This window comes from Citrobacter sp. wls615 (genome assembly GCF_005281355.1).
Taxonomy (GTDB): Bacteria; Pseudomonadota; Gammaproteobacteria; order Enterobacterales; family Enterobacteriaceae; genus Citrobacter; species Citrobacter werkmanii.
Genome location: NZ_SZXM01000017.1, coordinates 13,135 through 37,002, shown reverse-complemented (window position 1 = coordinate 37,002; position 23,868 = coordinate 13,135). Strand labels below are relative to the sequence as shown.

Here is a 23,868-nt window from a genome sequence, read left to right as displayed (position 1 = left end):
CAACACGCATACGTTACTTCTGCTGCACACCTTCCACTGAGATGATTAAATCGACTTCCTGCGAAGCAGGGCCGAGATCGGTGGTGATGTTGAAGTCCTTCAGCTTAATTTTGCCTTGCGCTTCAAAACCGGCGCGCGTGCCACCCCATGGGTCGCCACCCTGACCAATCAGTTTCGCATCCAGTGTAACCGGTTTGGTGACGCCGTTCAGGGTCAGATTACCGGTGATATCGAGGTCGCTCCCCTCTTTCTTCACGCTGGTGGAGCTAAAGGTCGCCTGCGGGAATTTGGCCACGTTAAGGAACTCTGCGCTGCGCAGGTGTTTGTCACGTTCGGCGTGATTGGTGTCAACACTGTTGGTGTTGATGGTGACGTTGACCTTATCGGCAGCAGGATTTTTTTCATCAAAGGTGAATGTACCGTCGAAATCTTTAAACGTGCCATACAACCAGCTGTAACCCAGGTGCTGAATACGGAAATTAACAAAGGCATGCTGTCCCTCTTTGTCAATTTTGTAATCTGCCGCCATGGCTGAGCCGGTCGTGAATAACAGAGAGGCGAGTGTCAATCCCAGCAGGTTTTTTTTCATTTTAAGCTCCATAGTCAGATGACGATTTTCCCAACATGCGCTTCAGGGTATCGTCGTGATCGATAAAGTGATGTTTCAGGGCCATAAGCCCATGAAGAAGCGATAAAACCACCACGCTCCATGCAAGCCACAGGTGCAAGCTGCCGGCAAGGTCGGCCTGAGCGCCCGCGTTGGCAAGAGTGGCGGGAATATCGAACCAACCAAATACGCTTATCGCTTTGCCATCTGCGGTCGAGATCAGATAACCGCTGATAACAATCGAAAAGAGCAGGGCGTACAGTGTAAGGTGGCCCATTGCCGCTGCGATGCGGGTTAAACGGGAATAGCTTGTCAGCGCAGGAGGAGGAGGGGAGAACAACCGCCAGACAACGCGGATGACCAGTCCCATCATGAGCAGGATTCCGATGCTTTTATGCAGTTCAGGGGCCTGGTGATACCAGCCATCGTAATAGCTGAGCGTGACCATCCATAAACCCAACGCAAACATGCCATATACAGCAATCGCAACCAGCCAATGTAACGCGACTGACACCACGCCATAGCGCTGTGGACTATTAGTGTATTGCATAAGAACACCGCGAGATATTTCAGGAGTGAATAAAAATGGCGTGTAAAAGACATTAATGCAACTAATAAATAACAATGGTGATGATATTTATTTTTAAATCAATTAAATTGATTGAGTATGAACATAATCATCAAATGATTAGAGAGAATGTGCGAGGGGATGGCTTTATTACACGGTGCGAATGGGGTTTTTCTTGTTCAGTTTATTGCAATGAAAATTAAGTAAGCATCAGTTTTTGTCAATTAATGTCAGCGAGATACGATCAGAAAAACATAATATATATCACATCCATAATTGCCAGCAGCGACCATAAAATAATGTAGAGCATAAGATGCTCACGAATATTATTTACCAGATAATGAAAGATGCGCCGCATCAATGTTATTCCTGTCATTAAAAATGGCCTCACCATGAGGCCATTAATGCATTATTACTTAAAGCGACTCAACCTGAATGGTGTCAGGTCAAAGGCTGGCGCTTTGTCCTGCGCAAAATCTGCTGCGATTTCCCCCAGTACGGAGGTAAACTTAAAACCATGCCCGCTCAGACCGGTGATGATCAGGGTATTGTCATGCTCAGGTAGCGTATCAATGATAAAGTCTTCATCCGGCGAATTATCGTAAGTGCAGGATGCGCCGTGCAGACAACAGCCAATGCCTGGCAGAACTGTACGCAGGAATGGGAAAGCTTCGGAGCCATCGCTGGCCACAGCGGCAAACGGTTTGCGCTCTTCGGCAGCGTGAATTACCTGTCCGCCATTGTGCTTACCAATTTTCAGTTCGTCGTTTTCTGCCGGAAAACCGTAGTACTGATCGCCATTTGGCAACTCGCCGGTAAAGGCCGGGAAGTTATTTTTAACGCTATAGCGGCCATCGGCCTGATACCATGCGAACACTTTGCGCACTGGCTGTATCGGCAGTTCCGGTACTAATGCCTGCACCCATGTCCCGGCACTGACCAGGGCTTTTTTCGCGTGGTAGTCACCGTCGGCGGTTTCTACCGTGACGCCATCTTCACTATGATGAATAGCTGTGACCGGGCATTTAAACAGCTGTGCGCAGCCAGCTTCTTCAGCCAGGCGGATCCAGGTTTTAATCGCTAACTCACTACGCAAAAAGCCCGACTCAGCTTCAAACAGACCAATATAATTTTCAGGTACGCGAATCTCGGGCCAGCGAGCCATGATGGCGGCGGCATCAAGATGTTCGACGTTGAGTTGCCACTGTTTCGCGCTTTGCGCTGCGGTAGCTAAGAAGGTTGAATCAGCCGGACCGAGGTTGATCACACCGGAGCGAACAAAAATCGGTTCTTCATTTTGGGTCGAAAGTTCATCCCACAATGTTTGCGCGCGCAGCACTAGCGGAACGTATTTTTCACCTTCGCCATATGCATGACGAATTAATCGTGTGTCGCCGTGGTGGCTCCCCTGTTGATGCGGTGGCATATGCGCATCGATCATCAGAACGTTCAGACCGGCGCGAGTGGCATAGTATCCGGCTGCGGCACCCACGGAACCGCTGCCAATAATGATTAAGTCGTATTTCATCCGCTTCTCTCTGCAATCGCGATAGTAGCAGGGTAAATAACTGACCCGGAATATTCAACCTGGAAATAAGAAAGGCACCGTTAAGGTGCCTTTTGATGGTTGGATGTATCAGATTTAATGGCGCTGATACTCATTTACCTGGTAATCGCCGGATTCAATTTTGGCGATTCCTGCTTCTAATATCGAAATAAATTGCCTGGCAACATCAGTGGTTAACCAGAGCGTTTGTCCAACTTCAGTCCCATCCGGGTCCGGTCGATTCGGGGTCTGGTAGTGCAAACGCAGCATCAGCGCATCGTAGCTATCAACGGTGCTGATGTCCCATCCTACAAGCGGATGAGTCTGAATGACTTCATTATTCTTTTCCATCATGCCCCCTAATTCGTGTTACTAGACAACGGTTTTCGAGGTTCAATGCATTTTTTTCTGAAGCAACTTCAGTATATCAATAAATAAGGGTATTCATTGAAAATTTAAAGAGGGCTGCGCATAAATTTTTGGTTTTCAGCGTTATCTGACTAATAAAACAACATGTCATTCATTTTTTTTTAGCAAGTTGCACAATTATTTTGTTGTTTTGGTTAAAATATAACCAGGTAATTAATATTAAATTAACTGGCCGCCAGGTGGAATCTGCATTTGTTTTAAAAACTGCGCGTATAAAAAAGCCGGGGCGACCCGGCAAACAAACATCACTGCATATCATTATTTATTCGTTGATAAACCAGTCATCCGCGCTTTCCCAGGTCTCCTGCAGGATCTCGCTGATGCGTTCTTTATCCTCTTTGGTCGCGCCAATTACCGACAGATTGTTAGCCCCGGCATAACGGACAGTAACGTTACCTTCGTTATCCGGAAAATGATGATGAATACGACGGGAGAGTTCACCTGCCAGTGCGTCAATCGCACCGGCAGGCAAAGGTGAAGTTTTGGCAATAGTGACTTCAATACGCATAATAGCCCCCTGTTGAATATACTGTTTATTTATACAGTTATTCAAATCAGTTGGCTACACTTTTTTTAGCTTTTTACTGACCAGTGTACCGTTTCGCCACCCAGGAAAGGCACCAGTGTGTCATCTGCCAGCGCAATGCTCTCCGGGACATGGTGCTCCACGCGTTCAAGCTCAATAAAAGTCTCATTCACCGGCAGACCATAGAATTGCGGACCATTGAGTGAGCAGAAGGCTTCAAAATGGCTCAGCGCATTCATCTCTTCAAATACGGTGGCATAGCTGCCCAGCGCGGTCGGGGCGTTAAAACACCCGGCACAGCCGCAACTGGATTCTTTGCGATGACGCGCATGTGGCGCTGAGTCGGTACCAAGGAACGCACGGCTAAATCCGCTGGCGACCAGTTCACGCAGCGCCTGTTGGTGGACGTTACGTTTAAGGATTGGCAGACAATACAGGTGCGGGCGAATGCCGCCGACCAGCATGTGGTTGCGGTTAAACATTAAATGCTGTGGCGTAATAGTGGCGGCGAGAAGCTCGTTACCGTCGCGCACATATTCGGCAGCATCTTTAGTGGTGATATGTTCAAACACCACTCTCAGCGCAGTCAAACGCTGACGCAGCGGTTCCATCACCGTCTCAATAAAGCGTGCTTCGCGATCGAAAATATCGATATCCGCATGCGTCACTTCACCATGCACCAACAGCGGCATACCCAATTTTTCCATCCGTTCCAGCACCGGCATGATGGCGTCAATAGAGGTTACGCCATGCGTTGAGTTGGTGGTGGCATTAGCCGGGTAGAGTTTCGCGGCGGTGAACACGCCTTCGTTGAAACCACGCTCCAGCTCATTGGGATCCAGCGTATCCGTTAAGTAGCAGGTCATTAAAGGTGTGAAGTCGTGTCCGGCAGGTACCGCATCAAGAATGCGTTGGCGATAAGCGATAGCTGCATCTACTGTGGTGACGGGCGGTGCCAGGTTCGGCATGACAATGGCGCGGCCGTAAATTTCACTGGTATAGGGCACGACAGTTTTTAACATGTCGCCATCGCGAAAGTGAAGATGCCAGTCGTCTGGGCGGCGGATCTTTAAAACCTGGGATGGTGCAGTCATCAATATGCTCCGGCTGAGGATTGTCTTTTTTGCCGGAAACAAAGGATAAGCGGAAACGTTTTCGTTTGCACGAAAAAAAAGGGCGCATCAGCGCCCTCTGGTATATTAGTCGGTGAAGGGGATAATGATTTCACCCGGTTTCACTTCTATACCTTTCGCCAGTTTTTTCGCCAGCGCTTCACCCTGGCTGCTGTCATCCTGCAGAATGTAGGCAGGTTGTTGGTTAAAGTAATTACGCAGCGATTGGTTTAAATACGGCATCAGCGTTTGCAGTACCGACTGCATTTTTTCTGGTGTCACGGTCGCGTCCACGACTTCCATCTCTTGCAAATAAATCGCGCCTTTCTCTTTATTGAAGACCGGTAAGGCTTTGAGCTTCAGCTTCATGGTGGCTTTCTGACTGCCAAACAGGGAATTCATGTCCAGGTTGGCATCACCCGTCAGAGTCACTTTATTAGGCTCTTCACGCCCTATCTGACTGGCGAGGTTGCTCAGCACGATGTGTGCCTCAGCGACGCCGGGTAAACCGATATCTTTAGAAAAGTTGTTATGCTTCGCCAGCGCCTGATTAATCTCTTGCTCGCTAACCGTATATTGCGTGAGTTGATTACAACCAACCAACAGGCCGCCGACAATCAGTGCAGCGGCAAAAAAAAGCTTTTTCATGGGGTTCCTCAACATGATGCTTGTGGCGTAATCGTGACACAAAGCATCATCGAGTACCAGCGCCCCGGGCACCAGCAGAAAAAACTGAAAAGTGCCCGAGCGTCGGATTAGCTATCAGGCATCGGGTTCCAGCATGCCGCGCGTTGGGCGTTTATGGCTGAATTGCCAGCCCAAAGCCAGGAAGGTGATGAAGCCGATAATACCGAGCATCATCCATGGCAATTCAGGCTGCGCCAGGGTTTTGCCCATATCAAACAGCCAGCCGCCGCCGACATAACCAATTGCGCCGCCGATGGCGAGGCCCAGTCGGCTGAAGCCCATGTAACTTCCTCGAGCCCGTGCATTGGCCAGCGAGGCGCTCAGGGTCTCACGCGCCGGTTCGGCGATGATCGAGCCAATATAGAAGGTGCAGATCAGCGTGAATAGCTGCTGTAGATTGCCGACCAGACCGATGGGCATCATGCTGAGAGACATTACCAGCAGACCGGCCATCAGGCGATGTTCAAGGCGAAAACGTTTTTCACTCCAGCGGGCAATCGGGTAGAGCAGCGTTAACGAGAGGCATGCTTCGATGGCATACATCCATTTCACCGCGGCAGGCGAGCCAGCGATGTCGTTCACCATGATTGGCAGCATTAACATCACCTGTACCGCCAGCATGTAATAACCCGCCAGCGTCAGAACATAGGTGACAAAACGTTTGTCATGCATCACGTGGCCCATCCCTTCACGCACCGGAATTTTCACCGTCGACAATTTCCATGCCGGGAGTAGCCAGGCGTTAAACGCCGCGCACAGAACAAACAAAATGGCTCCTGTCGCGCAGACCAGGCGAAAATCGTACTGTAACAGCCAACTGCCAAGTAACGCGCCAACCACGGCGCCTGCGCTATCCTGCATCATCAGGATAGAGAAAAAACGCCCGCGCTTTTCCGGGCGGATCAGTTTGACCACTAGCGCCGAGCGGGGAGGGTCGAACAGCGTGCCGCCCAATCCGGAGAGAAAACAGGAAAACCATAGCAGCCAAGGCTCGTGGGCAATACCCATGGTGGCGAACCCGGCGGCGCGCATCAGCATACCGGTGACGATCATTGGTTTTGCGCCGAAACGGTCAGCAATAGCGCCGCCAAAAATACCCAGACCCTGCTGAATAAATTGACGCAATCCTAACGCGATCCCGACCATAACGGCAGCCCAGCCCATTTGGTCGACGAAGCGAATTGAGATCAGCGGGAAAACGACGAAGAAACCCAGCACGACCAGCATATTATCGATGAGAAGGAAGTATTTACCCAGGTTCCTTGCCTGCGAGACTTGCGACATTTCCCCTCCCGGGAAAAACTCGTCACTCTGGTTAGAGTTTAAAAGATAAGCACCTCCTATTCTGCGGTGTCGTCATCGCTTTTCCCACCCTTGGCGGGACAATATTTTTTTATCAAAAGTCCGTCTTGATAGAGAGTTTTCATCAAAATGTGTGAATAATTCAAAAAATGGCAATTTGCTCTTTTCAAAGGGCATATTTGCACAGGTATAGTATCGCGAATAGCGTATTGAAGACGTTACGGGAAGGAGTAGGTATAGAATGTTTGGCTATCGCAGTAACGTGCCAAAAGTGCGCTTAACCACGGACCGCCTGGTCGTGCGTTTGGTGCACGAGCGTGATGCCTGGCGTCTGGCAGATTATTACGCAGAAAATCGTCATTTCTTAAAACCCTGGGAACCTATTCGCGATGAAAGCCACTGTTATCCCTCCGGCTGGCAGGCGCGTCTGAGTATGATCTCTGAGTTTCATAAACAAGGCACCGCGTATTATTTTGCGCTGCTCGATCCGGAAGAAAAAGAGATTATCGGCGTCGCGAATTTCTCGAACGTAGTGCGGGGATCTTTCCACGCCTGTTATCTCGGCTATTCCATTGCGCAAAAGTGGCAGGGGCAGGGGCTGATGTACGAAGCCTTAACCTCGGCCATTCGTTATATGCAGCGCACGCAGCATATTCACCGCATTATGGCGAACTATATGCCACACAATAAACGTAGTGGTGACTTGCTGGCCCGACTGGGTTTTGAAAAAGAAGGGTATGCCAAAGATTACCTGTTGATTGACGGGCAGTGGCGCGATCACGTGCTGACGGCGTTGACCACATCAGAATGGACCCCTGGTCGCTAAGTTTCAGGTTAGCCTGAGTAATGGAGAAGACGATGAAATACGAATTAACCGCCACCGAAGCACGCGTGATTGGCTGTTTGTTAGAGAAACAGGTCACCACGCCGGAACAATATCCGCTTTCTGTCAATGGCGTCGTCACCGCCTGCAATCAAAAAACGAATCGTGAACCGGTGATGAATCTATCGGAATCGGAAGTGCAGGATCAGCTTGATAACCTGGTGAAGCGGCATTTTCTGCGTACGGTGAGCGGCTTTGGAAATCGCGTCACGAAATATGAGCAGCGGTTCTGCAATTCGGAGTTTGGCAATCTTAAACTCAGCGCGGGGGAAGTGGCGCTCATCACCACGCTATTGCTGCGCGGCGCCCAAACGCCGGGCGAACTGCGAAGCCGTGCATCGCGAATGTACGAATTCAGCGATATGGCTGAAGTGGAGTCGACGCTGGAAAAACTGGCGACCCGTGAAGATGGTCCTTATGTGATCCGTCTGGCGCGCGAGCCGGGTAAACGTGAAAGTCGCTATATGCACCTGTTTTGCGGTGATGTTGATGAGCCCATCGCTGCGGCAGATGAACTCCCGGTTGCGTCTGGCGATCTGCAGGCGCGCATTGAAGCCCTGGAAACAGAAGTCGCGGAACTTAAGCAGCGACTGGATTCTTTGTTGGCGCACTTGGGAGACTAACGTGAATAAATTACGTATCGGCGTTGTCGGTCTGGGGGGCATTGCACAAAAAGCCTGGCTGCCCGTACTGGGCAGTTCCGCTGACTGGACGCTGCAAGGCGCGTTTTCGCCTTCGCAGGAAAAAGCGCTGCGTGTCTGTGAGACCTGGCGCATACCCAACATTGACTCCCTGGTGAATCTGGCAAAAACCTGTGACGCGGTTTTCGTCCATTCCAGCACCGCGACGCACTTTGCGGTAGTCAGTGAACTCCTGAATGCCGGGGTCCATGTGTGTGTGGATAAACCGCTGGCGGAAAACCTGCGTGAGGCTGAACAACTGGTCGAGCTGGCCGCGCGGAAAAAACTGACGTTGATGGTCGGCTTTAACCGCCGATTTGCACCACTGTATCAGGATCTCAAAGCGCAGCTGGGCAACGCAGCGTCTGTGCGTATGGATAAGCATCGTTCGGACAGCGTTGGACCGCATGACCTGCGTTTCACCCTGCTGGACGATTATCTGCACGTGGTCGATACTGCGCTGTGGCTGGCGGGCGGGAACGCGCAGTTAAATAGCGGCACTCTGCTGACTAATGAGTCTGGCGCAATGCTTTATGCCGAGCACCATTTTTCTGTCGATCAGCTACAGATTACAACCAGCATGCATCGCCGGGCCGGTAGCCAGCGTGAGAGCGTTCAGGCGGTGACCGATGGGGGCCTGATTGACGTCACGGATATGCGGGAATGGCGGGAAGAACGCGGGCAAGGTGTTGTACACAAGCCGATAGCAGGCTGGCAAACGACCTTAGAACAGCGAGGTTTTGCCGGATGTGCGCGGCATTTCATTGAGTGTGTGCAAAATCAGACGGTTCCTCAGACGACAGGCGAGCAGGCGCTACTGGCCCAGCGTGTTGTCGAAAAGCTATGGCGGGAGGCGATGGCTGAATAACCCCCTGTAACAACTGGCGGTAGTAATTCATTGTAATCCAGGTACTATATGCCAACTCAAAATAACACCTCTTTTCAACCATAGGCTGGCTTGTAGGCCTGATAAGACGCTGCGGCGTCGCCATCAGGCACAGTGACATTGCCGGATGGTGATGTTGGTTATACGGGGATTTGCCTCAGGGTCTGGAATACAACATAGATGAATTTATTAAAGTCGCTGGCAGCCGTCAGCTCGATGACGATGTTTTCACGTGTGCTGGGTTTTGCGCGTGATGCGATTGTCGCCAGAATCTTTGGCGCAGGGATGGCGACCGATGCCTTTTTTGTGGCCTTCAAACTTCCAAACCTGCTGCGCCGAATTTTTGCTGAAGGCGCATTTTCTCAGGCGTTTGTGCCTATTCTGGCTGAATACAAAAGTAAGCAGGGTGAAGATGCTACCCGCGTGTTTGTTGCCTATGTATCCGGGCTGCTGACGCTGGCGCTGGCCGTGGTGACGGTTGCCGGGATGCTGGCTGCGCCGTGGGTGATTTTAGTCACTGCACCTGGGTTTGCCGACACCGCTGACAAATTTGCGTTGACTACCCAACTGCTGCGGATCACCTTTCCTTATATCCTGCTGATTTCACTGGCCTCGCTGGTCGGCGCAATCCTTAACACCTGGAACCGCTTTTCTATTCCGGCGTTTGCGCCGACCTTTTTGAATATCAGCATGATCGGTTTTGCGCTGTTTGCCGCGCCTTATTTTAATCCTCCAGTGCTGGCGCTGGCGTGGGCCGTGACCGTTGGTGGCGTGCTGCAGCTGGTTTATCAACTGCCACATCTGAAGAAAATTGGCATGCTGGTGCTGCCCCGCGTGAACTTCCGCGATGCGGGGGCGATGCGCGTCGTCAAGCAAATGGGGCCGGCGATACTCGGGGTTTCCGTCAGCCAGATTTCACTGATCATCAATACCATATTCGCCTCGTTTCTGGCCTCCGGCTCGGTTTCCTGGATGTACTATGCTGACCGTCTGATGGAGTTTCCGTCCGGCGTGCTTGGCGTGGCGCTGGGGACCATTCTGCTGCCATCGCTGTCCAAAAGCTTTTCCAGCGGGAATCATGATGAGTATTGTCGTCTGATGGACTGGGGGCTGCGTCTGTGTTTTCTGCTGGCATTACCCAGCGCCGTGGCGTTGGGCATTTTGGCTAAACCACTGACGGTTTCTCTGTTCCAGTACGGTAAATTTACCGCCTTTGATGCCGCCATGACCCAGCGCGCGCTGGTGGCATACTCGGTCGGTTTGATTGGTTTGATCGTGGTGAAAGTTCTGGCCCCTGGCTTTTACTCGCGCCAGGATATTAAAACGCCGGTGAAAATTGCGATAGTGACGCTGATTATGACTCAGGTGATGAACCTGGCGTTTATCGGGCCGCTGAAGCATGCCGGGCTGTCGCTGTCGATTGGTCTGGCGGCATGTCTGAACGCTTCACTGCTTTACTGGCAACTGCGTAAACAGAAAATCTTTACCCCGCAACCGGGCTGGGCCTGGTTCCTGGCGCGTCTGGTGATTTCCGTACTGGTGATGTCAGCGGTGCTGTTCGGGATGCTCAATATCATGCCGGACTGGTCGCAGGGAACGATGTTGTGGCGTTTACTGCGTCTGATGGCCGTCGTGGTGGCTGGGATTGCAGCTTACTTCGCCGCACTTGCTGTGCTGGGCTTTAAAGTGAAAGAGTTTGTGCGCCGGACGGCGTAACAGACATTGCCGGATGGCGGCGTTACGCCGTATCCGGCCTGCAGAACGCGCTGGCCTGAAAACTGTGAGCGATCAGGCTGGCATTAAATAGAGAATTTTTTCCCGCCGCGGTGCGCAGCAGAGGTTTGACCGTTTGCGCCATACAGCGCCGGTTCCTGGTGCGGTTTCAGCACTTGAATCGCTTGCTGATTACGCTCAATCTGCCCTTCCAGCAGCCAACCGTTGTGCTGGTTGAGGTCACGCAAATGCTGCGTTTTTTGGGTGATCGTCTGCCAGCGTTCAGCAATCTCATCGTTGGCGCTACGCGTGGCGTCATGCTCCAGACGGCGTTGCTGCTCCAGATAATCAAGGGTTGCCAGCAAAGAGCTTTTTTCTTCTGTAATACGCTGTAGCTGGCTACCGTTGATATATCCTGCGGAGAGCTGCTGCTGCTCAGCATCCATTACCGTTTTCAGGTCATTGAGGACGGTTGTCATCTGATCAAGTATTTCTGACAAACGAGTCATACTTTATTTACTCTGTAAGTAGCTCTGTGCCTCGCGAATAAGCGAGTCGGCAATTTTTCCGGTATCCATTTTCAACTCACCGTTACGGATCGCAGTTTTCAATGCTTCGACGCGTTCCATATTGATGTCATTGGTGCCGGGCTGCATCAGTTTGGCCTGGGCGTCGCTCAGCATGACGCTGGTGCTGTTTGTCGCGGTGGTTTTTTCCTTCCGCGCTTTTTGTACCGGCGCATCGCTGGTTTCACGTGGCTGAACGGTACTGACTGGCTTCAATGGTGAGGTACGATCAATGCTCATTTTGTTTATCCTCATCGAGGGGTTACGCTATAGCGGCCCGCTGTAATCATTGGTTGTTTATCTATCGGCACACGCTAAAAAATCTTTAACCTATTATAGGTTAATAAGAATATTCCCATCAGAATCGACGATGCCGCTCACCACCTGGCCTGAAATCATCCGCACTCGCGCATTCTGTGCGACGGCGGCATTATTCAGCGCTTTACCTTCGGCATTCACCCGAAAACCATCGCCGTTGGCGATAACCAGTACGCGTTGACCGGCTTTGATCCGCCAGGCCTGGCGCAACATTGAAAGCTGTATCGGCTGACCTGGAACGAGATCGCGTAGACTCACCGCGTCCTGCACCTGATTCAAATCTAACACGGCGCGCGGCGGCAGTTGGTCCAGCCGACCTCGCTTTAACGTCACGCTGGCCGAGGTTAGCGCGCTGCCCCGAGCGACGGGCGCGGCGGCAACCACATAGTTTCCCGTGGCCTGCACATTCACCTGCAGATAACGTTTCTCGTTGGCGCAGCGGGCCAGCACGTTCACATTGCCCCACAGTTTCGCGTTGCCTGACACGCTGAATGCGGGTTGTTCGCAGCTGGGCAGTAGGTTAGGCGACGTACGGATAGTGACGACCACCTCATCGCTAAATCCGGCCAGACGTTGGGAAAACCATGTCGTCAGCTGTGAATTCAGGTCTTGCGCCAGCGTCATAGGGCTGAACAGCAGTGCTGCCACAACTATTCCACGTTTAAACGTTTGCATCAAAACCTCGCGCTTTTTCAGGTAGTGACAGGATTTTACCTGTGTGACGCAGTCATCAACGCAACAAATAGCGACGCATTTTGCGTTTATTCCGGCGATAACGCGCGCGTAATGGGATTTAAGCTGTCGGCTGAATTTTGTCATTTGCGGAGGAGATATGCTCGATAAGCTCGACGCCGCCTTACGTTTTCAACAGGAAGCGCTGAATTTGCGCGCCCAGCGCCAGGAAATATTGGCCGCCAACATTGCCAATGCCGACACGCCGGGGTATCAGGCGCGCGACCTGGATTTCGCCAGTGAATTGAAAAAAGTCATGGTGCGTGGACGGGAACAAACCGGCGGCGTCTCGTTGACGCTGACCTCTGCACAACATATTCCGGCCCAAACCGCTTCTGCTCCCGCTACGGAATTGCTCTATCGCATTCCTGACCAGCCGTCTCTGGATGGCAATACGGTGGATATGGACCGGGAGCGTACGCAATTTGCAGACAACAGCCTCAAATATCAAATGGGGCTGACCGCGCTGGGTGGACAAATCAAAGGCATGATGAATGTGCTGCAAGGAGGGAACTAATTCGTGGCGCTGTTAAATATTTTTGATATCGCAGGCTCTGCGCTGACGGCGCAGTCTAAGCGCCTGAACGTGGCGGCCAGCAACATGGCGAATGCGGATAGCGTTACCGGACCCGACGGTCAGCCGTATCGCGCCAAGCAGGTTGTTTTTCAGGTTGATGCCGCGCCAGGTGCAGCTACAGGCGGCGTAAAAGTGGCTGACGTTATTGAAAGCCAGGCGCCGGATAAGCTGGTCTATGAGCCGGGTAACCCGCTGGCCGATGCGAACGGCTACGTAAAAATGCCGAATGTGGACGTCGTCGGCGAGATGGTTAACACCATGTCAGCCTCGCGTAGCTACCAGGCAAACGTCGAAGTGCTCAACACCGTGAAAAGCTTGATGCTCAAAACGCTTACGTTAGGCCAGTAAAGGAGACGCACATGTCTGTTGCTGTAACCATGAATGACCCGAGCAATGCAGGCGTTAAAGCCGCTACCGGGAATAGCTCCCTGACGGGCAGCAATGCTGCTGACCTGCAAAGCAGTTTTCTGACGCTGCTGGTCGCACAGTTGAAAAACCAGGACCCAACCAATCCGCTGCAAAACAACGAACTGACCACCCAACTGGCGCAAATCAGTACCGTAAGTGGGATTGAGAAACTGAACACCACGCTGGGGTCTATTTCCGGGCAGATCGATAACAGTCAGTCGCTGCAGGCCAGTACGCTGATTGGTCACGGCGTAATGATCCCCGGCACCACCATCCTGACCGGTAAAGGTACGGAAGAGGGGGCGAAAACGACCACGACGCCGTTTGGCGTTGAGCTGCAACAGCCGGCAGATAAGGTCACCGCAACGATTACCGATAAAGACGGCAAAGTGATACGCACTATTGATATCGGCGGCTTGAAAGCCGGTGTTCATACCTTTACCTGGGACGGCACCATGACCGATGGCACGGATGCGCCAGGCGGTTCTTATAACGTCTCAATTGCTGCCAGCAATGGCGGAACGCAACTGGTGGCGCAGCCGCTTCAGTTTGCGCTGGTGCAGGGTGTTATTCGCAGTAACGGCGGTAATACGCTGGACCTGGGCACCTATGGAACCACCACCCTCGACGAAGTACGGCAAATAATCTAAGCCCACACACTTATCAGGAGTAAGTCATGGCCTTTTCTCAAGCGGTCAGCGGTCTGAACGCTGCAGCGACCAACCTCGATGTCATTGGTAATAACATCGCCAACTCCGCTACCTACGGTTTTAAATCTGGTACGGCTTCTTTTGCCGATATGTTCGCCGGTTCTAAAGTGGGACTGGGGGTTAAAGTTGCGGGTATTACCCAGGATTTTACCGATGGTACTACCACCAACACCGGACGCGGACTGGATGTGGCTATCAGCCAGAACGGATTTTTCCGCATGGTAGACAGCAATGGCTCTGTATTCTACAGCCGTAACGGTCAGTTCAAACTCGATGAAAACCGCAATATCGTCAACATGCAGGGGCTGCAACTGACAGGTTATCCTGCTAGCGGTACACCGCCGACAATACAGCAAGGTGCTAACCCGGCACCGATCACTATTCCGAATACGCTGATGGCGGCGAAAACCACGACTACAGCGTCAATGCAGATCAACCTGAATTCCACTGACAAGGTGCCAACCAAAACTCCGTTTAGTCCAAGCGACGCGGACTCCTACAACAAAAAAGGCACCGTTACCGTTTTCGATAGCCAGGGTAACGCCCATGACATGAATATTTTTTATGTCAAAACAGGCCCTAACAAATGGGATGTCTACACCCAGGACGCCAGCGTTACGGGTTCAGTTGCCAGCAAGAATGCGGTGATGAACTTTAGTGCTAACGGTACGCTGACATCTGTGAATAATTATGTTGCAGGGACGGTGCCAGTCGATCCAGCAAAGCCGGATGGACCAAAAATCCCCGTTGAAGGTCCAGCTAATGCCCAACCGCAAATTCAGATCTCCACCGGTACGATCAATGGCGCAGTTCCTGCGAACTTCTCCTTGAGCTTCCTGAACTCCATGCAGCAGAACACTGGCGCCAACAACATCGTCGCCACGAATCAGAACGGCTACAAGCCGGGCGATCTGGTCAGCTATCAGATTAACAATGACGGTACCGTGGTCGGTAATTACTCCAACGAACAGCAACAGGTACTGGGGCAGATCGTGCTGGCAAACTTTGCCAACAACGAAGGGCTGGCGTCTCAGGGCGACAACGTCTGGGCTGCTACACAGGCTTCTGGCGTGGCGCTGCTGGGTACCGCAGGCGAAGGTAACTTCGGCAAACTGACCAACGGTGCGCTGGAAGCATCAAACGTGGATTTGAGTAAAGAACTGGTGAATATGATCGTCGCTCAGCGTAACTATCAGTCGAACGCGCAGACCATCAAAACCCAGGATCAGATCCTCAACACGCTGGTCAACCTGCGCTAAGCGCCTGACGGGATGGCTTAATGGATCACGCAATTTATACCGCTATGGGCGCGGCCAGTCAGACGCTGAATCAACAGGCGGTGACGGCCAGCAACCTGGCAAACGCCTCCACGCCAGGGTTTCGTGCGCAGCTCAATGCGCTGCGTGCGGTTCCTGTAGAAGGATTGTCTTTACCGACGCGTACGCTGGTAGTGGCCTCCACGCCAGGGGCCGACATGACGCCGGGCCAGATGGACTATACCTCCCGCCCGCTGGACGTGGCGCTGCAACAAGATGGCTGGTTGGCTGTGCAAACCGCGGACGGTAGCGAAGGGTATACCCGTAATGGTGCCATTCAGGTAAGTCCTACGGGTGAACTGACTATTCAGGGGCATCCGGTAATCGGTGAAGCCGGGCCGATAGCCGTACCGGAAGGTTCCGAAGTCACCATTGCGGCTGACGGGACGATCTCGGCGCTTAACCCTGGCGATCCGGCCAATACGGTTGCGCCTGTTGGGCGTTTGAAACTGGTCAAGGCGACGGGGAATGAAGTGCAACGTGGTGATGACGGTATGTTTCGTCTGACCCAGGCCGCGCAGGCTACCCGTGGTGCGACGTTACAGGCCGACCCCAGCATTCGCGTTATGTCGGGCGTGCTGGAAGGCAGTAACGTTAAGCCGGTTGCCGCGATGAGCGACATGATCGCCAACGCTCGCCGTTTCGAAATGCAAATGAAGATTATCAGTAGCGTGGATGATAACGCGGGCCGCGCTAACCAACTGCTGTCGATGAGTTAACACAGGACATTTTATGATCAGTTCATTATGGATCGCCAAAACCGGCCTGGATGCGCAGCAAACCAACATGGATGTGATTGCCAACAACCTGGCAAACGTCAGCACCAACGGATTTAAGCGCCAACGTGCGGTGTTTGAAGATCTGTTGTATCAGACGATTCGCCAGCCTGGCGCCCAGTCTTCTGAACAAACCACACTGCCTTCCGGTTTGCAGATTGGTACCGGTGTGCGTCCGGTGGCAACCGAGCGTTTACACAGCCAGGGTAACCTGTCGCAAACCAATAACAGTAAAGATGTGGCGATTAAGGGGCAGGGCTTTTTCCAGGTCATGCTGCCTGATGGTACGTCCGCCTATACCCGTGACGGTTCTTTCCAGGTGGATCAGAACGGTCAACTGGTGACCGCGGGTGGTTTTCAGGTTCAGCCGGCCATCACCATCCCGGCTAACGCGCTCAGCATCACCATTGGACGTGACGGCATTGTCAGCGTGACCCAACAGGGCCAGGCTGCGCCTGTTCAGGTCGGGCAGCTTAACCTGACCACCTTTATGAACGACACCGGCCTGGAAAGTATTGGTGAGAATCTGTACACCGAAACGCAGTCATCCGGCGCGCCGAATGAGAGCACGCCGGGGCTGAACGGCGCGGGTCTGCTGTACCAGGGGTATGTTGAAACCTCTAACGTCAACGTGGCGGAAGAGCTGGTAAACATGATCCAGGTTCAGCGCGCTTACGAAATCAACAGTAAAGCGGTATCGACTACCGATCAGATGCTGCAAAAACTGACGCAACTCTAAAGTGGGGCCCGGTGAGGTGAGAGCCTCACCGGCACACGGATTTTGAAGATGACCGCAATGCGAAAATACGCGCTTCACCCATACCCAATTTTAGCCCTGCTGGTGGTTTCACTGACAGGGTGCGCCTGGATCCCAGCCACGCCACTCGTGCAGGGCGCGACGTCTGCTCAACCCGTTCCAGGCCCGACACCGGTGGCGAATGGCTCAATCTTCCAGTCGGCGCAGCCGATTAACTACGGTTATCAGCCGCTCTTCGAAGACCGCCGTCCGCGCAATATTGGCGATACGCTGACCATCGTATTGCAGGAAAACGTCAGCGCGAGCAAAAGTTCCTCGGCAAACGCCAGCCGCGACGGCAAGACCAACTTTGGTTTTGATACCGTACCGCGCTACCTGCAAGGGCTGTTTGGTAACGAACGTGCCGACGTAGAAGCCTCCGGCGGCAACACCTTTAACGGTAAAGGCGGCGCGAACGCCAGCAATACCTTCAGCGGTACGTTGACCGTAACGGTCGATCAGGTCCTGGTGAATGGCAATTTACATGTCGTGGGTGAAAAACAGATCGCCATTAATCAGGGCACTGAGTTTATTCGCTTCTCCGGAGTCGTTAACCCGCGCACCATCAGTGGCAGCAACTCCGTACCGTCAACTCAGGTTGCGGATGCGCGTATTGAGTACGTCGGCAACGGCTACATCAATGAAGCGCAAAATATGGGCTGGTTGCAGCGTTTCTTCCTTAACTTGTCGCCGATGTAAGCGAGGTACCCGGTGTTTAAATCTCTTGTTGGAATGGTACTGGTACTGGCAACCGCCTTTGCGCATGCCGACCGTATTCGTGACCTGACCAGCGTGCAGGGCGTGCGGGAAAACTCGTTGATAGGTTACGGGCTGGTGGTCGGGCTGGATGGTACTGGTGACCAGACCACACAGACGCCGTTTACGACGCAGACGCTCAATAACATGCTGTCGCAGTTGGGGATCACCGTACCAACCGGCACCAATATGCAGTTGAAAAACGTGGCGGCGGTGATGGTCACCGCACAGTTCCCAGCCTTTGGACGCCAGGGGCAAACCATTGACGTGGTGGTCTCTTCCATGGGTAACGCCAAAAGTCTGCGCGGCGGAACGCTGCTGATGACCCCGCTGAAAGGGGTCGATAGCCAGGTATATGCCTTGGCGCAGGGGAATATTCTGGTTGGCGGTGCGGGCGCGGCTGCGGGTGGCAGTAGCGTGCAGGTTAACCAGCTTAATGGTGGACGCATTACCAACGGCGCGACCATCGAGCGTGAGTTGCCCAGCCAGTTCGGCGGTGGCAACACCATTAATCTGCAGCTCAATAATGAAGATTTTACTATGGCGCAGCAGATCACCGACACAATCAACCGCTCGCGTGGCTTTGGTAGCGCAACGGCGCTGGATGCCCGGACTATACAAGTGCGTGTGCCAAGCGGCAACAGTTCGCAGGTACGTTTCCTTGCCGACATCCAGAATATGGAGGTGAACGTCACGCCGCAGGACGCGAAAGTCATTATCAACTCGCGTACGGGATCTGTGGTCATGAACCGTGAAGTCACGCTGGATAGCTGTGCCGTGGCGCAGGGTAACTTGTCGATTACGGTAAACCGCCAGGCAAACGTCAGCCAGCCGGATACGCCGTTTGGCGGCGGACAGACCGTGGTGACGCCACAAACGCAGATCGATCTGCGCCAGAGCGGCGGCTCGCTGCAAAGCGTACGTTCCAGCGCCAATCTGAACAACGTCGTGCGCGCGTTGAATGCGCTCGGGGCGACGCCGATGGATCTGATGTCCATTCTGCAATCGATGCAGAGCGCGGGTTGCTTACGCGCCAAACTGGAAATCATCTGATGATTGGTGACAGCAAACTGCTGACCAGCGCCGCCTGGGATGCGCAAGCACTGAACGAACTGAAAGCGAAAGCGGGTCAGGATCCGGCGGCGAATATTCGCCCCGTGGCCCGTCAGGTTGAAGGGATGTTCGTGCAGATGATGCTGAAAAGCATGCGTGAAGCGTTGCCGAAAGATGGGATGTTTAGCAGCGATTCAACGCGTTTGTATACCAGCATGTATGACCAACAAATTGCGCAGCAGATGACCGCAGGTAAAGGTCTGGGACTGGCTGAAATGATGGTTAAGCAGATGACGCAAGGGCAAGCGCAACCTGCTGATGATGCGCCACAGGTGCCGATGAAGTTCCCGCTGGAAACGGTGACCAGCTATCAAAACCAGGCGCTGACGCAACTGGTGCGCAAAGCCATCCCCAGGGCGACGGAAAGTAATGATGAGCCGCTGTCGGGCGACAGTAAAGACTTCCTCGCCCAGCTGTCGCTGCCGGCAAAACTGGCGAGTCAGCAAAGCGGCGTTCCGCATCATCTGATTCTGGCGCAGGCGGCGCTGGAGTCCGGTTGGGGCCAGCGGCAAATTCGCCGGGAAAACGGCGAACCGAGTTTCAACATTTTTGGCGTGAAAGCTTCGGGAAGCTGGAAGGGACCAACGACCGAAATCACCACCACCGAATATGAAAACGGCGAAGCGAAAAAGGTGAAAGCCAAATTCCGCGTCTATAGCTCTTACCTTGAGGCGCTGTCGGATTATGTCGGGCTGATTTCCCGTAACCCGCGCTATGCGGCGGTGACCGCCGCTGCAACCGCTGAGCAGGGCGCGCAGGCCCTGCAAAGTGCTGGCTACGCAACCGATCCTAACTATGCGCGGAAATTAACCAGCATGATCCAGCAGTTGAAATCGATGAGTGAAAAGGTGAGCAAAACCTACAGCACGAACATCGATAATCTCTTTTAAATAGCTCAAGTCTACCGATCTGCTGCCGATAATAACGAGTATTGAAGGATTACAAGGAACCTCCATGTCCAGCTTGATTAATAACGCGATGAGTGGACTCAGCGCAGCGCAGGCCGCGTTGAACACTGCCAGTAATAACATCTCCAGCTATAACGTCGCCGGATATACACGGCAAACGACAATTATGGCGCAAGCGAACAGCACGCTGGGTGCGGGGGGCTGGGTAGGCAATGGCGTCTATGTTTCTGGCGTACAGCGCGAGTATGACTCGTTTATCACCAATCAGCTGCGGGCAGCGCAAAACCAGAGCAGCGGTCTGACGACGCGTTATGAGCAAATGTCGAAAATCGACAACCTGCTGTCCAGCAAAACCAGTTCGATTTCAACCTCAATGCAGGATTTTTTTACCAGTCTGCAAACTCTGGTCAGTAATGCTGAAGACCCGGCGGCACGCCAGGCGCTGATTGGTAAAGCTGATGGTTTGGTGAATCAGTTTAAAACGACCGATCAGTATCTACGCGATCAGGATAAGCAGGTTAATACCGCTATCAAAGCCAGCGTCGATCAGATCAACAACTACGCGAAACAAATCGCCAGCCTTAACGACCAGATTTCTCGTATGACTGGTGTCGGGGCTGGCGCATCCCCTAATGATTTGCTCGATCAGCGCGACCAACTGGTCAGTGAACTGAACCAGATTGTCGGCGTGGAAGTCAGCGTTCAGGACGGCGGCACTTACAACGTAACCATGGCGAATGGTTATTCACTGGTACAGGGCAGCAATGCGCGCCAACTGGCGGCAGTGCCCTCCAGTGACGATCCTTCGCGTACCACCGTTGCGTATGTAGATGGTGTTGCCGGAGCGGTTGAGATCCCTGAGAAATTGCTGAATACCGGTTCATTGGGTGGACTGCTCACCTTCCGTTCGCAGGAGCTGGATCAAACGCGTAACACGCTGGGCCAACTGGCGCTGGCATTTGCCGATGCGTTTAACACCCAGCATAAAGCAGGTTTTGATGCCAACGGCGATAAGGGCGAGAATTTCTTCGATATCGGCAGCCCGGTTGTGCTCAGCAACACGAAGAATAAAGGGACAGGTTCGCTTGATGTCAAAATGACGGACAGCTCTGCCGTGCAGGCAACAGATTATAAAATTGTGTTTGATGGCAAAGACTGGCAGGTGACTCGACTTGCCGACAACACCAGTTTTAAAGCCACCGTCACCGGTGGGAAGATGTCTTTTGACGGGATGGAGATCACCGTTAATGCTGGTGCGAAAGCGAATGACAGTTTCACCGTGAAACCGGTGAGCGACGCCATTATAGAAATGAAAGTCAAGGTGACAGACGAGTCGAAAATCGCCATGGCGTCAGAGAAAAATACGGATCCTGCTGCGGATACAGGTGCAAGCGATAACCGTAACGGTCAGAAACTGCTGGATCTGCAAACCAAAGAAACTGTTGGTAATAAAACCTTTAACGACGCTTACGCCACCCTGGTGAGCGACGTGGGCAACAAAACGGCGACGCTGAAGACCAGCAGTACCACGCAAAACAATGTGGTCAAGCAACTTTATAACCAGCAGCAGTCGATTTCCGGGGTAAACCTCGACGAAGAGTACGGTAATTTGCAGCGTTATCAGCAGTATTACCTGGCCAATGCACAGGTATTGCAAACTGCGAATGCGCTGTTTGATGCATTGATTAATATTCGCTAAGGGAGAGGGACACAATGCGTATCAGCACCCAGATGATGTACCAGCAGAATATGCGTGGCATCACTAACTCTCAGGCTGAATGGATGAAGTTCGGCGAGCAGATGTCGACTGGTAAACGTGTGATCAGCCCGTCTGACGATCCGATTGCCGCCTCGCAGGCCGTCGTGCTTTCTCAGGCTCAGGCGCAGAACAGCCAGTATACGCTGGCGCGTACATTCGCGACGCAGAAAGTCTCGCTGGAAGAGAACGTACTGAGCCAGGTAACAACGGCTATTCAGGCTGCGCAGGAGAAAATTGTTTATGCCGGGAATGGTACATTAAGTGATGATGACCGTGCATCGTTGGCCACTGATTTACAGGGGATCCGCGATCAACTGATGAACCTGGCGAACAGCACCGATGGCAATGGTCGCTATATTTTTGGTGGCTACAAAACAGAATCCGCGCCGTTTGCGCAGGCTGATGGTTCCTACAGTGGCGGTACCACAAATGTGACCCAGCAGGTTGATGCTTCCCGTACCATGGTCATTGGTCACACGGGCGACAAAATCTTCGCCAACCTGACCAGCAACGCCGTACCGGAACCACCGGGTAGCACTCAGGAAAAGAACCTGTTCAAAATGCTGGATAGCGCGATTGCAGAGCTAAAAATTCCTATTGCGGGTGATGATGTGGCAAAGGAGAAAGCCGCAGCAGCTATCGATAAAACCAATCGTGGCCTGAAAAACTCACTGAATAACGTGCTTTCCGTTCGCGCAGAATTAGGTACTCAGCTTAGTGAACTAAGCTCGCTGGATTCATTGGGAGCCGATCGTGCGTTAGGGCAAACCCAACAGATGAGCAACCTGGTGGATGTCGACTGGAATGCGGCGATTTCGTCCTACGTCATGCAGCAGGCCGCACTTCAGGCGTCTTATAAAGCATTTACCGATATGCAGGGAATGTCGTTGTTCCAGCTTAATCGGTAATAACCCTTTTTGAACATATCTTGAAACTGGGTATGTTTGTCTGCCCGCTCCCTTAACACCCCGGAGCGGGCATTTTTTTAGGCTACCGTTGTTTTACTAAGCGCCAGATTTCCCGTCAGTCTTATCACCAGCGCCAGCGCACCACTGATGGTTGCCAGCGTCACCACACCTTCCCAGTTTGCCAGCGCATAGACCTGACTCCCGAGAACCGAACCCAGCGCCATACCAATGAACACCATAGTAAACAGCAGCGCATTCAGACGACCCCGGGCCTGAGGCTCCAGGCTATAGACCAGGTTCTGGTGGGCAACGAGGCTGGATTGCAATCCGAGATCAAAACCAACCGCCGAAAGAGCAATCAGCAGCCACTGCCCCTGTACTGGCAGGGCGGGTAACAAGAACATCAGTGCGAAAGAGACGGTTACCAGCAAAGCACCTAACTGCGTCACTTTTGCTGCGCCCACTTTGTCGGCAAGATGACCCGCCAGCGGTGCCGCAAGCGCACCGGCGGCTCCCGCGATACCAAATGCGCCCGCCATAGCGCTACCCATGTGGTAATGTTCAGCTAACATCACCGCCAGCGTGGACCAGAAAGCGCTAAAGGCTATGGACAGAAAGCCCTGTGCCAGCGCCGCGCGGCGCAATGCGGGATACCGTTGCCAGAGCTGCGCCATAGAGAGCATCAATGATGGGTAGCTCAGCGTGGAATGGGCCGTAAAACGAGGCAGCACCTTCCACATAATGACGGTAATAATGGCAATACTGGCGGCGGCAAGTTGGTACATCTCACGCCAGCCAAACGCTTCACCCACCAGTCCGCTGACGGTACGCGAGAGTAAAATCCCCAACAGCAGGCCTGTCATCACCGTGCCCACCGTTTTTCCTTGTTTGCCTTCCGGCGCCAGAATAGCCGCCGCGGGAACGATATCCTGCGCCATCGTTGCCGCCATGCCCATCAACAGGCTCACTATTAGCAGTGAATGCAACTGCCCGGTAAAACTGCATGCCAGAAGCAGTACGGCAAGAGAGATACTTTTCAGCAGGATTAATGTCCGGCGGTCATAACGATCCCCCAATGGCAATAAAAACAAAATACCCAGCGCGTATCCCGCCTGGGTCAGCGTTGGAACCAGTCCCATGCCGGTGATACTTAAGTTCAGATCCTGACCCATTAAAGGCAGAAGGGGCTGGGCATAGTAGATAGCAGCGACACTGAATCCGGCACCTGATGCCAGAACGAAAATGACCCAACGAGAAAGTGCGGTGTGTGTGTTCACAAATGATTC

28 protein-coding genes are annotated in these 23,868 nt (G+C 52.9%); 15 read left to right on the top strand and 13 right to left on the bottom strand.

Translation table 11 applies throughout. From position 1 onward, the window contains the following. Positions 1-13: 13 nt before the first annotated feature. The 9 genes from FDX04_RS05180 to mdtH form a co-directional block, all read right to left on the bottom strand. Positions 14-589: a YceI family protein gene (locus FDX04_RS05180; RefSeq protein ID WP_137370540.1), complete on the bottom strand. Its 576-nt coding sequence runs from the start codon at positions 587-589 to the stop codon at positions 14-16. Between the two features lies 1 nt (position 590). After that, positions 591-1,157 carry a cytochrome b gene (locus FDX04_RS05175; RefSeq protein WP_137361013.1) on the bottom strand — a complete coding sequence of 189 codons (567 nt, stop codon included), beginning with the start codon at positions 1,155-1,157 and terminating at the stop codon, positions 591-593. Positions 1,158-1,419: 262 nt separating this feature from the next. After that, positions 1,420-1,533, bottom strand: a complete 114-nt coding sequence (locus FDX04_RS05170; protein ID WP_003036148.1) for a YceO family protein — start codon at positions 1,531-1,533, stop codon at positions 1,420-1,422. A gap of 54 nt (positions 1,534-1,587) precedes the next feature. Next, complete coding sequence (gene solA / locus FDX04_RS05165) at positions 1,588-2,703, bottom strand: N-methyl-L-tryptophan oxidase (protein ID WP_137370539.1); 1,116 nt, start codon at positions 2,701-2,703, stop codon at positions 1,588-1,590. 114 nt (positions 2,704-2,817) lie between these two features. Next, entirely contained in the window at positions 2,818-3,072 is a 255-nt protein-coding gene (bssS, locus tag FDX04_RS05160) for a biofilm formation regulator BssS (protein ID WP_003036154.1), read from the bottom strand. A gap of 340 nt (positions 3,073-3,412) precedes the next feature. Continuing rightward, on the bottom strand, positions 3,413-3,658 hold the full coding sequence (gene dinI, locus FDX04_RS05155; protein WP_006685106.1) for a DNA damage-inducible protein I: 246 nt from the start codon (positions 3,656-3,658) through the stop codon (positions 3,413-3,415). Between the two features lie 65 nt (positions 3,659-3,723). Next, positions 3,724-4,770 carry a dihydroorotase gene (gene pyrC, locus FDX04_RS05150; protein WP_137361015.1) on the bottom strand — a complete coding sequence of 349 codons (1,047 nt, stop codon included), beginning with the start codon at positions 4,768-4,770 and terminating at the stop codon, positions 3,724-3,726. A 105-nt stretch (positions 4,771-4,875) separates the two neighbouring features. After that, positions 4,876-5,436, bottom strand: a complete 561-nt coding sequence (locus tag FDX04_RS05145) for a lipoprotein (protein WP_079224678.1) — start codon at positions 5,434-5,436, stop codon at positions 4,876-4,878. A 114-nt stretch (positions 5,437-5,550) separates the two neighbouring features. Then, entirely contained in the window at positions 5,551-6,759 is a 1,209-nt protein-coding gene (gene mdtH, locus FDX04_RS05140) for a multidrug efflux MFS transporter MdtH (RefSeq protein ID WP_137370538.1), read from the bottom strand. 259 nt (positions 6,760-7,018) lie between these two features. Between mdtH and rimJ the strand changes: the two genes are divergently transcribed. The 4 genes from rimJ to murJ all read left to right on the top strand — a co-directional run bounded on the left by rimJ (position 7,019) and on the right by murJ (position 10,942). After that, positions 7,019-7,603 (top strand): ribosomal protein S5-alanine N-acetyltransferase, encoded by a 585-nt coding sequence (rimJ, locus tag FDX04_RS05135; RefSeq protein WP_006685101.1) that lies wholly within the window; start codon positions 7,019-7,021, stop codon positions 7,601-7,603. A 32-nt stretch (positions 7,604-7,635) separates the two neighbouring features. After that, positions 7,636-8,283 (top strand): YceH family protein, encoded by a 648-nt coding sequence (locus tag FDX04_RS05130; protein ID WP_137361017.1) that lies wholly within the window; start codon positions 7,636-7,638, stop codon positions 8,281-8,283. 1 nt (position 8,284) lies between these two features. Continuing rightward, positions 8,285-9,208, top strand: coding sequence for a Gfo/Idh/MocA family protein (locus FDX04_RS05125; protein WP_137370537.1), 924 nt, complete (start codon positions 8,285-8,287; stop codon positions 9,206-9,208). A 198-nt stretch (positions 9,209-9,406) separates the two neighbouring features. Further along, the gene (gene murJ / locus FDX04_RS05120; RefSeq protein ID WP_061381775.1) at positions 9,407-10,942 is read left to right on the top strand and encodes a murein biosynthesis integral membrane protein MurJ; all 1,536 of its coding nucleotides are present in this window, start codon (positions 9,407-9,409) and stop codon (positions 10,940-10,942) included. Positions 10,943-11,025: 83 nt separating this feature from the next. On the opposite strand, the gene flgN is transcribed toward murJ, so the two are convergent. The 3 genes from flgN to flgA form a co-directional block, all read right to left on the bottom strand. Further along, positions 11,026-11,448 carry a flagella biosynthesis chaperone FlgN gene (flgN, locus tag FDX04_RS05115; protein WP_069323314.1) on the bottom strand — a complete coding sequence of 141 codons (423 nt, stop codon included), beginning with the start codon at positions 11,446-11,448 and terminating at the stop codon, positions 11,026-11,028. 3 nt (positions 11,449-11,451) lie between these two features. Then, positions 11,452-11,745 carry a flagellar biosynthesis anti-sigma factor FlgM gene (gene flgM, locus FDX04_RS05110; protein ID WP_042309206.1) on the bottom strand — a complete coding sequence of 98 codons (294 nt, stop codon included), beginning with the start codon at positions 11,743-11,745 and terminating at the stop codon, positions 11,452-11,454. Positions 11,746-11,838: 93 nt separating this feature from the next. Then, on the bottom strand, positions 11,839-12,498 hold the full coding sequence (gene flgA / locus FDX04_RS05105) for a flagellar basal body P-ring formation chaperone FlgA (protein WP_137370536.1): 660 nt from the start codon (positions 12,496-12,498) through the stop codon (positions 11,839-11,841). A gap of 157 nt (positions 12,499-12,655) precedes the next feature. On the opposite strand from flgA, the gene flgB reads away from it, so the two are divergent. From flgB to flgL, 11 genes are all read left to right on the top strand, one after another. Further along, positions 12,656-13,072 (top strand): flagellar basal body rod protein FlgB, encoded by a 417-nt coding sequence (gene flgB / locus FDX04_RS05100; RefSeq protein WP_038639692.1) that lies wholly within the window; start codon positions 12,656-12,658, stop codon positions 13,070-13,072. Between the two features lie 3 nt (positions 13,073-13,075). After that, entirely contained in the window at positions 13,076-13,480 is a 405-nt protein-coding gene (gene flgC / locus FDX04_RS05095; RefSeq protein WP_006685091.1) for a flagellar basal body rod protein FlgC, read from the top strand. Between the two features lie 11 nt (positions 13,481-13,491). Beyond that, positions 13,492-14,190: a flagellar hook assembly protein FlgD gene (gene flgD, locus FDX04_RS05090; protein ID WP_137370535.1), complete on the top strand. Its 699-nt coding sequence runs from the start codon at positions 13,492-13,494 to the stop codon at positions 14,188-14,190. A 26-nt stretch (positions 14,191-14,216) separates the two neighbouring features. After that, positions 14,217-15,509 (top strand): flagellar hook protein FlgE, encoded by a 1,293-nt coding sequence (gene flgE, locus FDX04_RS05085; protein WP_137361021.1) that lies wholly within the window; start codon positions 14,217-14,219, stop codon positions 15,507-15,509. Between the two features lie 20 nt (positions 15,510-15,529). Continuing rightward, complete coding sequence (locus FDX04_RS05080; RefSeq protein WP_038639704.1) at positions 15,530-16,285, top strand: flagellar basal body rod protein FlgF; 756 nt, start codon at positions 15,530-15,532, stop codon at positions 16,283-16,285. A 13-nt stretch (positions 16,286-16,298) separates the two neighbouring features. Next, entirely contained in the window at positions 16,299-17,081 is a 783-nt protein-coding gene (flgG, locus tag FDX04_RS05075) for a flagellar basal-body rod protein FlgG (protein WP_006685087.1), read from the top strand. Between the two features lie 57 nt (positions 17,082-17,138). Next, positions 17,139-17,837 (top strand): flagellar basal body L-ring protein FlgH, encoded by a 699-nt coding sequence (gene flgH, locus FDX04_RS05070; RefSeq protein ID WP_016152630.1) that lies wholly within the window; start codon positions 17,139-17,141, stop codon positions 17,835-17,837. Positions 17,838-17,870: 33 nt separating this feature from the next. After that, the gene (locus FDX04_RS05065; RefSeq protein WP_087857787.1) at positions 17,871-18,947 is read left to right on the top strand and encodes a flagellar basal body P-ring protein FlgI; all 1,077 of its coding nucleotides are present in this window, start codon (positions 17,871-17,873) and stop codon (positions 18,945-18,947) included. Continuing rightward, on the top strand, positions 18,947-19,897 hold the full coding sequence (gene flgJ / locus FDX04_RS05060) for a flagellar assembly peptidoglycan hydrolase FlgJ (RefSeq protein ID WP_137361022.1): 951 nt from the start codon (positions 18,947-18,949) through the stop codon (positions 19,895-19,897). The genes FDX04_RS05065 and flgJ overlap by 1 nt, the downstream gene beginning before the upstream one ends. A gap of 64 nt (positions 19,898-19,961) precedes the next feature. After that, positions 19,962-21,614, top strand: a complete 1,653-nt coding sequence (flgK, locus tag FDX04_RS05055) for a flagellar hook-associated protein FlgK (protein WP_137361023.1) — start codon at positions 19,962-19,964, stop codon at positions 21,612-21,614. Positions 21,615-21,628: 14 nt separating this feature from the next. Then, positions 21,629-22,582, top strand: coding sequence for a flagellar hook-associated protein FlgL (gene flgL / locus FDX04_RS05050; RefSeq protein WP_042309196.1), 954 nt, complete (start codon positions 21,629-21,631; stop codon positions 22,580-22,582). Positions 22,583-22,659: 77 nt separating this feature from the next. On the opposite strand, the gene FDX04_RS05045 is transcribed toward flgL, so the two are convergent. After that, positions 22,660-23,859, bottom strand: coding sequence for an MFS transporter (locus tag FDX04_RS05045; protein WP_137361025.1), 1,200 nt, complete (start codon positions 23,857-23,859; stop codon positions 22,660-22,662). Positions 23,860-23,868: the final 9 nt, after the last annotated feature.

Coding starts and splice junctions, on each gene's coding strand:
- mdtH (WP_137370538.1), bottom strand. CDS start 6,759: ATGTCGCAAGTCTCGCAGGCAAGGAACCTGGGTAAATACTTCCTTCTC.
- flgM (WP_042309206.1), bottom strand. CDS start 11,745: ATGAGCATTGATCGTACCTCACCATTGAAGCCAGTCAGTACCGTTCAG.
- flgJ (WP_137361022.1), top strand. CDS start 18,947: ATGATTGGTGACAGCAAACTGCTGACCAGCGCCGCCTGGGATGCGCAA.
- FDX04_RS05170 (WP_003036148.1), bottom strand. CDS start 1,533: ATGCGGCGCATCTTTCATTATCTGGTAAATAATATTCGTGAGCATCTT.
- flgG (WP_006685087.1), top strand. CDS start 16,299: ATGATCAGTTCATTATGGATCGCCAAAACCGGCCTGGATGCGCAGCAA.
- FDX04_RS05180 (WP_137370540.1), bottom strand. CDS start 589: ATGAAAAAAAACCTGCTGGGATTGACACTCGCCTCTCTGTTATTCACG.
- dinI (WP_006685106.1), bottom strand. CDS start 3,658: ATGCGTATTGAAGTCACTATTGCCAAAACTTCACCTTTGCCTGCCGGT.
- flgD (WP_137370535.1), top strand. CDS start 13,492: ATGTCTGTTGCTGTAACCATGAATGACCCGAGCAATGCAGGCGTTAAA.
- flgB (WP_038639692.1), top strand. CDS start 12,656: ATGCTCGATAAGCTCGACGCCGCCTTACGTTTTCAACAGGAAGCGCTG.
- FDX04_RS05080 (WP_038639704.1), top strand. CDS start 15,530: ATGGATCACGCAATTTATACCGCTATGGGCGCGGCCAGTCAGACGCTG.
- flgK (WP_137361023.1), top strand. CDS start 19,962: ATGTCCAGCTTGATTAATAACGCGATGAGTGGACTCAGCGCAGCGCAG.
- murJ (WP_061381775.1), top strand. CDS start 9,407: ATGAATTTATTAAAGTCGCTGGCAGCCGTCAGCTCGATGACGATGTTT.
- flgN (WP_069323314.1), bottom strand. CDS start 11,448: ATGACTCGTTTGTCAGAAATACTTGATCAGATGACAACCGTCCTCAAT.
- FDX04_RS05145 (WP_079224678.1), bottom strand. CDS start 5,436: ATGAAAAAGCTTTTTTTTGCCGCTGCACTGATTGTCGGCGGCCTGTTG.
- FDX04_RS05175 (WP_137361013.1), bottom strand. CDS start 1,157: ATGCAATACACTAATAGTCCACAGCGCTATGGCGTGGTGTCAGTCGCG.
- FDX04_RS05065 (WP_087857787.1), top strand. CDS start 17,871: ATGGTACTGGTACTGGCAACCGCCTTTGCGCATGCCGACCGTATTCGT.
- flgL (WP_042309196.1), top strand. CDS start 21,629: ATGCGTATCAGCACCCAGATGATGTACCAGCAGAATATGCGTGGCATC.
- pyrC (WP_137361015.1), bottom strand. CDS start 4,770: ATGACTGCACCATCCCAGGTTTTAAAGATCCGCCGCCCAGACGACTGG.
- bssS (WP_003036154.1), bottom strand. CDS start 3,072: ATGGAAAAGAATAATGAAGTCATTCAGACTCATCCGCTTGTAGGATGG.
- rimJ (WP_006685101.1), top strand. CDS start 7,019: ATGTTTGGCTATCGCAGTAACGTGCCAAAAGTGCGCTTAACCACGGAC.
- solA (WP_137370539.1), bottom strand. CDS start 2,703: ATGAAATACGACTTAATCATTATTGGCAGCGGTTCCGTGGGTGCCGCA.
- flgA (WP_137370536.1), bottom strand. CDS start 12,498: ATGCAAACGTTTAAACGTGGAATAGTTGTGGCAGCACTGCTGTTCAGC.
- FDX04_RS05130 (WP_137361017.1), top strand. CDS start 7,636: ATGAAATACGAATTAACCGCCACCGAAGCACGCGTGATTGGCTGTTTG.
- flgH (WP_016152630.1), top strand. CDS start 17,139: ATGCGAAAATACGCGCTTCACCCATACCCAATTTTAGCCCTGCTGGTG.
- flgE (WP_137361021.1), top strand. CDS start 14,217: ATGGCCTTTTCTCAAGCGGTCAGCGGTCTGAACGCTGCAGCGACCAAC.